Consider the following 12,586-nt stretch of genomic DNA (forward strand, 5'->3'; position numbering starts at 1 on the left):
TTGGACTATTTTTTTTAAAAAAGCGCTTGCTTTTGTTTTGCTCGTTCTATATTATATTACTTGGATGTTAGCACTCAACTCTAATGAGTGCTAACAGATTAAAACCGCTCAATAATAAAATTATTTTAAAAATCAAAGGAGGGGTTTTTGTGATCAGACCTTTAGGGGACAGAGTTGTTGTTAAACAAGTACCCAGCGAAGAAGTTACTAAAAGTGGAATCGTTTTGCCTGACACGGCAAAAGAAAAACCGCAGCAAGGTGAAGTTGTAGCCGTTGGTTCCGGCAGGCTGCTTGACAACGGCCAGCGCGTACCCATTGACCTCAAGGTTGGGGACAAGATTCTGTTCTCCAAATACGCAGGCAATGAAGTTAAAATTGATGATGTAGAATACTTGATTCTGCGTGAAATGGACATTCTAGGTGTTATTGAATAAAACCTAAATGCAAAATTAGATTAAAATTCTATGATCATAGAAGGAGGTAAGACAATTGGCAGGTAAAGAAATTATTTTCCGTGAAGATGCCAGGAAAAAGCTTGAAAAAGGCGTAAATGCCTTAGCCGAAGCTGTTAAAGTTACCCTTGGCCCCAAAGGCCGCAACGTGGTTTTGGAGAAAAAGTTCGGTTCCCCGATGATTACTAATGACGGGGTTACCATAGCCAGGGAAATTGAACTGGAAGACCCATTTGAAAACATGGGTGCCCAGCTGGTTAAAGAAGTTGCCACCAAGACCAACGACGTAGCCGGTGACGGAACAACCACGGCAACCGTCCTGGCCCAGGCTATCGTTCGTGAAGGTTTAAAAAACGTGGCGGCCGGCGCCAATCCCATGATTATTAAGCGCGGTATTGAGCTGGCTGTGGAAAAAGCCGTTGACGCCATTAAAGGTTCCGCCAAAACTGTTGAAAGCAAATCAGCTATCGCCCAGGTTGCTTCCATCTCCGCCAACGACAGCTCCATCGGTAACCTGATTGCCGATGCAATGGAAAAGGTTGGCAAGGACGGCGTTATCACCGTTGAAGAATCCAAAGGTATCGGGACCACCCTGGAAGTAGTGGAAGGTATGAATTTCGACCGGGGTTACATATCCCCGTACATGATTACCGATACCGATAAAATGGAAGCCAATTTGGATGATCCATTTATTTTGATTACTGACCGCAAGATCTCCGCTGTTGCCGACATTCTGCCTGTTCTCGAAAAAGTCGTGCAATCCGGCAGAGCGATGTTGATCATTGCCGAAGACGTGGAAGGCGAAGCCCTGGCTACCCTGGTACTGAATAAGCTGCGCGGTACCTTTACCTGTGTTGCCGTTAAGGCTCCCGGTTTTGGCGACCGCCGTAAAGCCATGCTGCAGGATATCGCTATTCTCACCGGTGGCACTGTTATTTCCGAAGAAGTGGGCCTCAAACTTGAAAAGACTGATCTCAGCATGCTGGGCCGTGCTTCCAAGGTTCGCATTAAGAAAGAGGAAACCATTATCGTGGGTGGCGCCGGTAAAGCCGACGATATTACAGCCAGAGTTGCTCAAATTAAGAAACAAATTGAAGAAACCACTTCCGATTTCGATCGCGAAAAACTGCAGGAGCGCCTGGCCAAGTTGGCCGGCGGCGTGGCTGTGATCCAGGTGGGTGCTGCCACTGAAACCGAAATGAAAGAGAAGAAGCTCCGCATTGAGGACGCTCTCAACGCTACCCGCGCGGCTGTTGAAGAAGGTATCGTATCCGGCGGCGGCGTGGCATACGTGCAGGCCATCAACTCGTTAAACGATCTTTCTTCCGAAAACATGGACGAAAAAGTCGGTATCGATATCGTCCGCCGGGCACTGGAAGAGCCGCTGCGCCAGATTGCCAGCAACGCCGGTATGGAAGGCTCGGTTGTGGTTGAAAAGGTTAAAGTTGTCGATCCGGGCGTAGGCTTCAACGCTCTGACAGGCGAATACGTAAACATGATCGATGCCGGTATCGTCGACCCGGCCAAAGTGACCCGCTCTGCGCTGCAAAACGCTGCCAGCATCGCGGCTATGATCCTGACCACCGAAACCCTGGTGGCGGAAAAACCGGAACCGGAAAAAGGCATGGGCGGCGGCATGCCTCCCGGCATGGGCGGCATGGGCGGCATGATGTAATATAACTTTTAACCACAGTCTTATCAAAAAATCAGAATAGGCAAATGCTATATGCCCACAATTTTCCCATATAAAAATGATTAACACTGTAAAAGACTTCCCATCAGAGGAAGTCTTTTTTTACTTTTTTTGAAACTTTTTTAATAGCCATTATACTTTCAACTAGAAAAGATAAATAATTTGTTTAGAGAGTAGTAGTTACTTTGCCAATCTGTTATATTCAAAAAGCTGCATGTCATGTTTAATCAGCTTGTTGGCCAAGTACTCGATGCCAATATCAATAGAGTTGAATTTCTGCATGGTTTCCTCTTTGAAGTTAATAATTTCTTTTTCAAGTGCCTGCTGGTTTTCCAGTAGAATTTGTTGGTTTTTTTGCAATCTCTGCTGGCTGGTCTTTGCTCAGCAACGTCTGTTTTCAAACTGCAACATTGTTTTTTAGCTCAGCCACATCGGTCTTTAGCTCAGTAAAATCAGCACGTAATTCTTCAACTGCAGCATTAGTATTGCCTACCATGCGAATGAGTTCGGCCAGAACATTTTGAATTTGATCTAAACGGTCACCTGGCATTGTAATGCCCTTTTCAACTATTTTGATGCTAATGCCCCATATTTATCATAAACTGTATTGCTTCGGTTGTGGATACATATATTGCCGGTTTTGCCGCCAAAACAGCAATACCCTTGGTGCAATTGACATGTATACCAGCCAATGGTAAAGTTAATAATATCTTTTTAGAATCAGGATTAGGTGGGATTGGATGTTGTTAACCAGTGATATCAAACAATTAATCGGAAATACCCCGCTATTTGAATTGAAGCGTATGGGTAAGGGGTTGCCTGGACGTGTCCTGGCCAAATTGGAAAACTATAATCCTGGCGGCAGTATCAAGGACAGAGTGGCCCTGTCAATGATCGAGCATGCAGAAAAAAGCGGCATTCTGCACGCCGGCAGCGTGGTCATCGAACCCACCAGCGGTAACACCGGCATTGGCCTGGCACTAATCTGTGCCGCCAGGGGATACAGGTGTATTATTACTATGCCTGATACCATGAGTGTGGAAAGGCGCAACCTCCTGAAAGCATTCGGGGCCGAAGTGGTTTTAACCCCCGGTGCTGAAGGTATACCGGGGGCAATCCGGCGGGCTGAGGCACTGGCCGGGGAAATACCGGGGGCCGTTATTCCGGGCCAATTTGACAATCCCGCCAATCCCGCAATTCACCGCCGTACCACTGCTGAGGAAATCTGGCGGGATACAGGGGGGCGGGTTGATGTGCTGGTTGCCGGTGTAGGTACGGGTGGCACCATTACCGGGGTGGGTGAAGTTCTGAAAGAAAAAAACCCCCGCTTGCGGGTAATAGCGGTGGAACCGGCTGAATCTCCCGTCTTATCCGGCGGAAAGCCGGGACCACATAAAATTCAGGGCATTGGTGCCGGTTTTGTCCCCGGGGTATTAAACATGGACATTCTTGATGAAGTGTTGCAGGTCAAAAGTGATGCCGCTATTGCAACAGCAAGGCGGCTGGCCGGGGAAGAGGGGCTGCTGGTGGGCATATCGTCGGGCGCCGCGGCTTTTGCGGCGCTGGAACTGGCCGGCCGTGCCGAAAACAGGGACCGTGTGATCGTTACAATCTTCCCGGATACAGGAGAAAGATACCTTTCCACCGAATTGTTTCAGTATTGAAAACGTGGCGGTATGCCCTTAAATAATGCCTAGCCATTGAGATTGCTTCGCCGCGCTCACCACAATGACGGTTGGGAAATTTGTGCGGGGTGCTTGAGGGAATCCCGCCAACCGATTAACTGATGGAAGAGGGAACTGCAACAGAATGTCACAACCAAAAATAAACCCCTACCTTGCAGTTATTACCGGCGTAGTAGCGGTATCTTTCGGGTCTATTTTGGCCAAGGCGGCAGACGCGCCGTCGCTGGTAATAGCTTTTTACAGAATTGGATTAACAGTTTTAATGCTGGCACCGGTTACACTGGCCACCGGTTGGGCGGAACTCCGCTCTATGAAGCGCCGGGATGTGGTCATGGCATGCCTTTCGGGGTTTATGCTGGCATTGCATTTTGCCGCCTGGATAACGTCGCTTAATTACACCACCATCGCCAGTTCAACTGTGCTGGTCAACATGCACCCGCTGTTTGTTATTACCGGAGGATACTTATTTTATAAGGAAAAAATCAGTCCCAGCGGGTTGGTGGGTGCGGCTCTGGCGCTGGCCGGCTGCCTGGTTATTGGTGTCAGTGACTTTCGTATTGGGGGTCAAGCCCTTTACGGGGACATATTGGCCGTAATAGGAGCCATAACCGTTTCGGGTTATATGCTGGTGGGTCGCGGGCTTAGAAATCACCTGTCATTATTGCCCTATATTGTTATTGTGTATTCTGTATCGGCTGCTGCGCTGCTGCTGGCTGTATTGGCTTACGGGTTGCCTTTGTCAAATTACACGCCCAACACGTGGCTGATGTTCTTCCTGGCGGCCCTGATCCCTACAATCATGGGACATACTGTTTTTAACTGGGCTTTTCGTTACGTCAAAGGTGCGGTGGTTTCGGTAAGCATTCTGGGAGAGCCCGTTGGCGCGACCATGCTGGCTTATTTTATCTTTGCCCAGGTGCCTACTTTATCACAGTTGGCCGGCGGGCTGATTATCATTGCCGGGTTGGTGATTTTTATTCAATCCAACGCCCGGAATCAAAAAAGCAGCGTCAACTAGTTTTTGCAGGGGGTAAACAGATGCATGCTTTTACAGTACATACTGCTGCGGGTTGGCTAAGCGGGGCCTTTAGCAAAAAAGGCCTGGCGGCTTTGACTTTGCCTGCCGAAACAAAGGAGGCAAGTATGAAGAGCCTGGCAGCATTGGGAATCAATAGTTATTCGAGCATGGACTCCCTGGAGCAGACGGGTTTCTCCGGATTGGAGCAACTGCTGCAGCGCTATTTTGAAGGCGAACCGGTGAAATTTGACGTTCCTGTTGACTGGTCTGTGTTTACTCCATTTCGGCAAAAAATTTTAAATGTGGTCAGGGACATTCCATACGGCACAGTGCTCTCCTACGGGCAGGTGGCCAACCTGGCCGGGTACCCGCGTGCCAACAGGGCGGTGGGAGGGGCGCTGGGCTCAAACAGGATTCTGATCATTATCCCATGTCACCGGGTCATTTACAGTGACGGGACACCGGGAGGGTTCGGCAGCGGCCTGCAATGGAAATCACGCCTGCTGGCCCTGGAAGGTCTGGTTCCGGGCACGACTGGAAAATACACGCTGCCCCAAATCTAGGTAAGGGGAAAGTAAAAGTTTTTTCCGGGTAGACCACCATGCCGCCAAATGCGGCACGAGATTGCTTCGATACGCTCGTTACAGATGAAAGGGGATACACCTCATCTATTGGGTCATGCTTTAGAGCCTGAGGAATGTACCCAATAATTGTAAGGGAAATAGCGCAGCGCGCGGAGGGGACCACGGCCCTCAACCACAATTTTGTTAGGTAGACGGTAATAAACGCTAATTTAGGTTATCCTTATTAGGAAGAGGAATATATTCGGGAGCAGCAGGAACATGTCCAAAAATCCTTTAAATAAGCAGACAGTGTTGCAGGGCACACTCATATTGACCGTATCCTGGCTGGTGATCAGAATCCTGGGTGCGGTTTACCGTGTCCCGCTGGGCAGGATGCTGGGTGATGTGGGACTGGGTATATACGCCGTGCCCAATCAATTTTACTTCTTGTTTTTTACAATTTCATCCGCCGGGATACCGGTAGCGGTGGCAACTGTCGTGTCGGAAAAAATAGCTATGGGGCATTACCGGGATGCATTGCGGGCGTTTCGTATGGCCAGAACAACGATGCTTATTCTGGGGCTGGTCTTTTCGCTATTGCTGTTTGCCGGTGCCGGTTGGCTGATCAGAAGCGGCCTGGTTCCCAATCCCGATGCCTTCCTTGGAATGAGGGCCATTGCCCCCGTTATTTTTTTTGCCGCCGTTACCGCGGCCTACCGGGGGCTTTTTCAAGGACTGCAAAATATGCGGGCGGTTGCTTACTCACAGCTAATCGATCAAACGATGCTGGTGGCGGCAACTTTACTTTTTAGTTACCTGCTTTTGCCCAGGGGTCTGGCCATAGCTGCAGCCGGGGCCAACCTGGGCGCTGTGCCGGGCGCCGTTTCGGCTACGTTAATGCTGGCATTGCTTTATCGCATGCAAAGGCGGGAACTGCTGGAATTGGAGCAAAAGGATTTTTCAGGCGCCAGGGAAAACACGCTGTCTTTGCTAAAAAAGATTTTTAGCACCGCGCTGCCCATTTCTTTTGCCAGTGTAGCCATGTCAATTACAGCAATAATTGATCACAAATTAATTGTTGACCGGCTGCAGTTGGTCGGTTATTCCCATGAGCAGGCCATAGCCCAGTACGGCCAGTTTAATCAGATGGCCATGTCTTTTATCAATATTTCCATTGCTCTGGCCCTTTCCATGGGGGCAAGTATCGTTCCGGCAATTACGGAAAATTTTGCTGTAAAAAATTATGATCGCATCAAAAACCAGGTATCCCAGGCTGTCAGGATAGCAATTGTCTTTGCCCTTCCGTCGGCAGCGGGCCTGTGCCTGCTGGCCGGCCAATTAACCCAGCTGGTGTTTGCCGAAAAATCTGCCGGTGTGCCGCTGGCGGCTCTGTCTTCAGCGGTCGTTTTCTGGTCGGTGCATCTGGTTACAGCGGGAGCGCTCCAGGGTATGGGCAAGGCCATTATCCCGGTGCGCAATTTAATTATCGGTATTATTATTAAGCTGGCCATAACTTATTACTTTACCCCGACCCCGCTGGGTATACGGGCTGCAGCATTCGGAACAGTGGTCATATTTATCGTGTCTTCCATGCTTAATCTCGTGGCCATAGCCGGAATGGTTGGCTTCAGCTTTAATTTCAGCAGGACGGTTTTCCGCCCCGGCCTGGCCGCCATTGCCATGTCCGCCGTCGTTCTTGCTGTATACCGCTCAGCGGAAATACAAATTGGCGGCAACAACTGGCCCACTTTATTTGCGGTAATAGCCGGGGCGGTGGTTTATCCGGTTGCGCTGGTGGCGCTGGGGGGTGTTTTGGCCGATGATGTGCGAAGATTACCGGTTATTGGGACCAGGGCCGCTTTGTTACTGGAGAAAATAGGAAAAGGTTAAAATATCAATTTCTCAAACATTTACCAACATATTAATTGTATTTACGGTAATAATACAAACAACGGGTTCGTAATAGTCGAACCAAGTTCGCGGCAGGGTCTCAAGTGAGGCTCTGCAGTGGACGGCCAAAGGTTAATAGCGGGTTAAAAGCCCGTTATTGGCCGGCGGTAAGATCGATATGTGTTCCGTCAGGCTATATAGCAGTCTATTGGGATTGTGATATGGTCGTAAGGGATGCCTACCGGTCGAGTTAAGGTCATTTGGGGTGTTGTAATTGCAACTGTTTGACTGCGGGTTCGCGGCAGTCGGGAGATTGCCGCGGGCTTAAAAGACATCTCAAATGGCCGGGCAAAGGTTATTGTGGGTATCCATATTCCGGTCTGTGGCAGCCGAAAGGTTGTCTCAGGCTGTGAAGATATGCATAATAGCCGGAGCGAAGATTATTACGGGCTCATTAAGATAAGGAACCTCCTTTCCTGATTGGAAGGGAGGTTCTTTATTCGTTCCTTAAAACAATCAGCGGCGGGCGGTTACCGGTTGATTTGTATTGATCAATAGGTGAGTATTTTGCCCTGGGCGCGGAATCTAATTTATACAGCTCGACAAGCAGTATTAACAGCTTATCCATTTGGCCGATTATTTCATTGAAATAATGGATTAATTTTTCCGGATAATCGACCCGGGACGCCAGTTGCGCGCAACCACTGATTACAGCTAAAGAATTGATTATTTTGTTGAAAAGCATGTCCCTTGAATTGTCATACATTTACATCCTTCCCCCTTTTGACTTTGATTGTTATAATGTGGCAACTTTTTACACATTATAACAATTAATTAGTAAGATAGCAAGATATATTTTCAATAAAATACAAAATATAGCAAATTTATAGAACTATGTCGTTCACTTACTAAGGAGGAAGGGTAAAAAGCAGCTTTTATACTTTCCGAAAGATTTATCACCGTTCAAGACAGCGGCAGCCTGTCACCTTTTTGATGGTCTAAAGCCGGCAGCCCGGGCTTGTTCCTCGGTCTTGAACCATTTTTCAGCTTTAGTTTGTTCGTAATAAGCACCGCCGGGCAGGTGGTAAATTTTTTCACCCTTGGAGTTTATATTTCCTTTGATTAAACCTCGCCCACCGGAATCGACATACATTTTACCGGAAAACCGGGCGGGAGTATCCGGCTTGTTTCCCGGGGAAGGTTTTTCAGTTGTGACATTAATTTCCTTACCGTCCGTGGTAAATATAATTGTGCCGTTTATATCGGTTCTGAAAACATTGATACCTCTTAGTTTTTCCAATGTTTCTTTGTGGGGATGACCATAATCATTGCCTGCTCCAACGCTGATTACCGCATACCGGGGGTTAACTGTTTTTAGAAAACCCTCTGATGTGGAATCCCGGCTGCCATGATGCCCGACTTTTAAAACGTCGGCTTTAGGACTTATAACGCTGCCAAGCAGCATTTCAGCTTCTGATTGTTCACCGGCGTCACCCGTTAAAAGGAAGCTGACCTGGTTATACGTAACTTTTATCACGGCGGAGTAATTGTTGATATCCTCATATTCAGTTTTATTGGGAGCCAGAACGGTAACATTCAGTTTGCCGGAATTGACAATTTGAACCCCCGCCCTGGCGGGGGTTATTTTTAACCCTTTGGCCCGGACTGCCTGAAGCACGTCCTCAAATGTCCGGGTGGTTGATGTAACCTGAGGCATATATACTTTGCCTACTTTAAAGCTTTTGATTACAGTATCCAGGCCGCCGATGTGATCCTCATGCGGGTGGGTGCCAATGAGATAATTGATTTGTTTAACCCCGTATTGCTTGAGATATTTGACCACAACGGTTCCATCATCATTATTGCCTGCATCAACCAGCATGTTTTGGCCGTTGGGCATCTGGACTAAAATGCTGTCGGCCTGGCCGACGTCCAGAAAACAAACCCTCATCTGCCCGGCCTGTGGGGAGTTGGCCGGAGATGTTGTCGTTGAACCGGAACAGCCCGCAGCAAACAAAAAGAGTATAATCAGGGCTGAGGCCCAAAAGTGTTTTCGTTTAGACATAAGAATTTTCCTCCGAAACCGTTGCTAGCCTTCAAACAGTTTATCCGCCAGTTTCTCAATGGATTGTTTTCTGATTTCTGTAGCATCCTTGTCTACTGTGATTTGGATTTTAATAACATCACCTGACTTAGCATCTTTAGGCAGTAAAGTTTTGGGAATGTGAAAGGTTCTGCGGTTCATTTCAATAATGGCGTATTGGCCTTCAAACCGGTCGATTATTAGCATTTTTTCGCCTCCTTGTTACACAATGAGTTAATTATATTATATTGTCGGATAATCTTAAAGCCGCCTTCAATTGGAAGCGGCCTTATCCACTGGATATAATGTCAGGCAACAATAAAGTAATCAAAAGGCCTAAACCCCTAAAAGGGGCAGGCCTTACGGTATTTAAGTAAAATTTTTTAGGGCTTATTCGTAAATCTTTTCATCCACGGCTTCGGCTTCCGCTGCATCCAGCTCGTAGTTCCTGGCCTGGCGGGCCTTTAAGTTTTGGTGGTATTCGCGGTACCACTCGTGGGCGGTGATCAGTGACATCACCTCATTGGTGCCGGTCCAGATTGAAGCCAGGCCCAGGTCACGCACAATTCGCTCTACCGGGAAAACGTTGGTATAGCCGATCCCGCCCATGACCTGCATGGCGTTCCTGGCAACCTTCTGGCAGGACTCGGTTACAAATTTTTTGGTTTCGCTGACCATGCGCCGGATCAGGTTCATATCCTCTTTGGCGTCGACGGCCCGGCTGGTGGCGTAAACCAGCGAGCGGGCGGCGTCCAGCAGCATGGCCGCCTCGGCCACCTGGAAGCTGACCCCCTGGAACTGGTTGATAACCTGGCCAAAAGCCTTGCGCCGGGAGGTGTACTGGGTCGCGATTTCCAGGGCGGGGCGGGCCGCGCCGATAGTCATGGCTGCAGTGCCGAGACGCTCGGGAATCATCATTGTATTAAATACGGCATAGGCGCCGTTAAACTTGCCGACTATATTTTCTTTGGGCACCTTAACATCTTTAAAAACAATGCGCCCGGCGCCGCCGCCGCGGCACCCCATCAGCCCGTAGAGGTATTCCACCTCAACGCCCGGCCCGCGGTCAACAATGAAGCAGGTCAGCGCTTGATGCGGATGGGTCTTGGGATCAAAATCCGTGCGGGCGTACACCAGGAAGAAATCGGCACCCTCGGCGCCAACGATGAAACGCTTTTGCCCGTTCAGCACAAAGTAGTCCCCTTTATCCTCAGCAACGGTCGAGGTGCCGAAGAAATCCGAACCGCCCCGCGGCTCGGTGAGGCATTCGGCTGCAAAAATATCGCCGGCCAGCAGCGGTTTGACGTACTTTTCTTTTTGCTCGTCGGTTCCGTGCAGTATAATGGCGTCACAAACCAGTTCCGCTCCCACGCCAAAGACGCAGGCAAAGATGTAACCCAAGGTCCCCACCTCTTCCACAACCATGCAGGTGGTCACCCAGTCCATGTCGCGGCCGCCCCACTGTTTGGGGTAGCGGCAGCCTAAAAGATTGCGCCTGCCGGCTTCCTTTAAAAATTCCTTGGGAAAACGGATCTTGTCCTGGTCCATGTCCATGATCATTTGGCGAGGCACCCATCTTACCAGGTCCCTGACTTCCTCGCGAATTTTTTTCTGCTCTTCAGTAAGTAAAAAGTCAAACACAGTTATTCTCCTCTCTTAAAACGTATTGGCAAAACTATGATATTGGGTTAAAACTGCTGGCGCAGCTCAAATTTCTTTACTTTCCCGGTCGGGGTGTGGGGCAGTTCGCCAACCGGTATAAACTCCCGCGGGATTTTATACTTGGCCAGCTTTTCGGCCAGGAAGGCCTTCAGTTCATCTTCCTTGAGGTCTGCATCAGCCTTGGGCACGATAAAAGCAACAACTGTTTCACCCCACTCGGCGTGGGGCCGGCCGATGACCGCGGCTTCCACCACCCCGGGGTGGGCGGTAATAGCGTCTTCAACTTCCTTGGAATACACATTTTCTCCACCGGTTACAATCATGTCTTTCATCCGGTCTACTATGTAGAGGTAATGGTCCTCGTCCACACGGGCGACATCGCCGGTTCTGTACCAGCCGTCAATAAAGGCCCAGGCTGTTGCTTCAGGATCATTATAATACCCGCTCATCATGCTGTCGCTCTTCAACCAGATTTCACCGGTCTCACCGGGCCGGGCAGGCTCGGTCTCGTTTTTCATTACCAGCAGGTCTGCTCCCGGCAGGGCGCTGCAGCCGATGGAACCGGCTTTGCGCACCTGGTCCCGGGGATACAAAGTGGTGCCCGTTGGCCCGGCCTCGGTCATGCCGTACACCTGGTAAAATTGTTCGCTTTTGTACTTCTTCATCAGCATCATGGCCACGTCGCCGGCTATGGGGCCACCGCCGTAAATCCAGCAGCGCATGGAGGATAGGTCGAAATCATCAAAGTTGGGCAGCATCTGTACAGGCAAAATATAGCTGATGGGCGCGCCAAAATAGACGGTGCACTTTTGATCCTGCACGGTTTGGAGGAAGTGCAGGGGATGGTATTCCCGCAGCAGAACAGTGGCGGCGCCAACGTACTGGGCGCCCATAAACCAGTTGTTTAACGGGGAAGAGTGCCAGATGGGCATGGCCATTAACAGGCGGTCGGTTTCATCCATTTTCATGGCCATTGCCCCGGTAATTCCGGCACAGATGACGTTTTTATGGCTGTGCAGGCAGCCCTTCGGTTTGCCCGTCGTGCCCGAGGTATAAAGGATTTCAGCCAGGTCACTGTCGCCAACCTGTACGGTTTGGAATTCCGGGGCCTGTTCCGTTGCCGATTCCAGCCGGTCAAAGCCTTCGGCGTCCGAGTCGATGGCCGAGCAGCGCACTTTGGCAGAAATTTTCCGGGCCACTTGGGCCAGGGCGCCGTCGAATAAAAACACTTTTGCCCCGCTGTGGTCGAGAATGAAATCCACTTCCGGGGCGGCCAGTTTGTGGTTTACCGGGACAACCGCGGCGCCTGCTTTGATGGCGCCGTAAAACGATATTACAAAGGCGGGGGTGTTATAGCTCATTATGGCCACCTTATCGCCTTTTTGCACTCCCCAGGACTGCAATAAACCCGCAGTTTTTTCGGCAAGTGCCAGCAGTTCGGCAAAATTTATCCTCGCGCCGTTATAACAGAGGCAGTCCCTGCCGGCAAATTTCCTGGCGTTCCTGTCCAGCATTTCCACAAGGTTCATAGTATGCCCTC

The 12,586-nt window shown here is 49.7% G+C and carries 13 protein-coding genes; 6 read left to right on the plus strand and 7 right to left on the minus strand.

Going from position 1 to position 12,586, the window contains the following annotated elements; genetic code table 11:
- Positions 1 to 149 precede the first annotated feature (149 nt).
- Both groES and groL read left to right on the plus strand, forming a co-directional pair.
- Positions 150 to 434: a co-chaperone GroES gene (groES, locus tag H569_RS0112665; protein WP_027365301.1), complete on the plus strand. Its 285-nt coding sequence runs from the start codon at positions 150 to 152 to the stop codon at positions 432 to 434.
- A 55-nt stretch (positions 435 to 489) separates the two neighbouring features.
- A complete protein-coding gene (gene groL, locus H569_RS0112670; protein WP_027365302.1) occupies positions 490 to 2,127 on the plus strand; it encodes a chaperonin GroEL in 1,638 nt (545 codons plus the stop codon).
- Positions 2,128 to 2,325: 198 nt separating this feature from the next.
- On the opposite strand, the gene H569_RS0112675 is transcribed toward groL, so the two are convergent.
- Both H569_RS0112675 and H569_RS22590 read right to left on the minus strand, forming a co-directional pair.
- On the minus strand, positions 2,326 to 2,505 hold the full coding sequence (locus H569_RS0112675) for a hypothetical protein (protein ID WP_027365303.1): 180 nt from the start codon (positions 2,503 to 2,505) through the stop codon (positions 2,326 to 2,328).
- Positions 2,506 to 2,542: 37 nt separating this feature from the next.
- Positions 2,543 to 2,695, minus strand: a complete 153-nt coding sequence (locus tag H569_RS22590) for a hypothetical protein (RefSeq protein ID WP_157833532.1) — start codon at positions 2,693 to 2,695, stop codon at positions 2,543 to 2,545.
- 190 nt (positions 2,696 to 2,885) lie between these two features.
- Between H569_RS22590 and cysK the strand changes: the two genes are divergently transcribed.
- The 4 genes from cysK to H569_RS0112700 all read left to right on the plus strand — a co-directional run bounded on the left by cysK (position 2,886) and on the right by H569_RS0112700 (position 7,301).
- Complete coding sequence (gene cysK / locus H569_RS0112685; RefSeq protein WP_027365304.1) at positions 2,886 to 3,809, plus strand: cysteine synthase A; 924 nt, start codon at positions 2,886 to 2,888, stop codon at positions 3,807 to 3,809.
- 145 nt (positions 3,810 to 3,954) lie between these two features.
- Positions 3,955 to 4,848, plus strand: coding sequence for a DMT family transporter (locus H569_RS0112690; RefSeq protein WP_027365305.1), 894 nt, complete (start codon positions 3,955 to 3,957; stop codon positions 4,846 to 4,848).
- Between the two features lie 20 nt (positions 4,849 to 4,868).
- Positions 4,869 to 5,411 carry a methylated-DNA--[protein]-cysteine S-methyltransferase gene (locus tag H569_RS20300; protein ID WP_051273639.1) on the plus strand — a complete coding sequence of 181 codons (543 nt, stop codon included), beginning with the start codon at positions 4,869 to 4,871 and terminating at the stop codon, positions 5,409 to 5,411.
- A gap of 279 nt (positions 5,412 to 5,690) precedes the next feature.
- Positions 5,691 to 7,301, plus strand: coding sequence for a putative polysaccharide biosynthesis protein (locus H569_RS0112700; RefSeq protein WP_027365306.1), 1,611 nt, complete (start codon positions 5,691 to 5,693; stop codon positions 7,299 to 7,301).
- Positions 7,302 to 7,797: 496 nt separating this feature from the next.
- On the opposite strand, the gene H569_RS0112705 is transcribed toward H569_RS0112700, so the two are convergent.
- The 5 genes from H569_RS0112705 to H569_RS0112725 form a co-directional block, all read right to left on the minus strand.
- Positions 7,798 to 8,067, minus strand: coding sequence for a hypothetical protein (locus H569_RS0112705; RefSeq protein ID WP_027365307.1), 270 nt, complete (start codon positions 8,065 to 8,067; stop codon positions 7,798 to 7,800).
- A 216-nt stretch (positions 8,068 to 8,283) separates the two neighbouring features.
- A complete protein-coding gene (locus H569_RS0112710) occupies positions 8,284 to 9,366 on the minus strand; it encodes an MBL fold metallo-hydrolase (RefSeq protein ID WP_027365308.1) in 1,083 nt (360 codons plus the stop codon).
- Positions 9,367 to 9,390: 24 nt separating this feature from the next.
- Complete coding sequence (locus tag H569_RS0112715; RefSeq protein ID WP_027365309.1) at positions 9,391 to 9,591, minus strand: DUF3006 domain-containing protein; 201 nt, start codon at positions 9,589 to 9,591, stop codon at positions 9,391 to 9,393.
- A gap of 183 nt (positions 9,592 to 9,774) precedes the next feature.
- The gene (locus tag H569_RS0112720; RefSeq protein WP_027365310.1) at positions 9,775 to 11,025 is read right to left on the minus strand and encodes an acyl-CoA dehydrogenase family protein; all 1,251 of its coding nucleotides are present in this window, start codon (positions 11,023 to 11,025) and stop codon (positions 9,775 to 9,777) included.
- Between the two features lie 47 nt (positions 11,026 to 11,072).
- Complete coding sequence (locus tag H569_RS0112725) at positions 11,073 to 12,575, minus strand: class I adenylate-forming enzyme family protein (RefSeq protein ID WP_027365311.1); 1,503 nt, start codon at positions 12,573 to 12,575, stop codon at positions 11,073 to 11,075.
- Positions 12,576 to 12,586: the final 11 nt, after the last annotated feature.

Origin of the sequence: Desulfotruncus alcoholivorax DSM 16058, assembly GCF_000430885.1 — a bacterium.
GTDB classification, from domain to species: domain Bacteria; phylum Bacillota; class Desulfotomaculia; order Desulfotomaculales; family Desulfallaceae; genus Desulfotruncus; species Desulfotruncus alcoholivorax.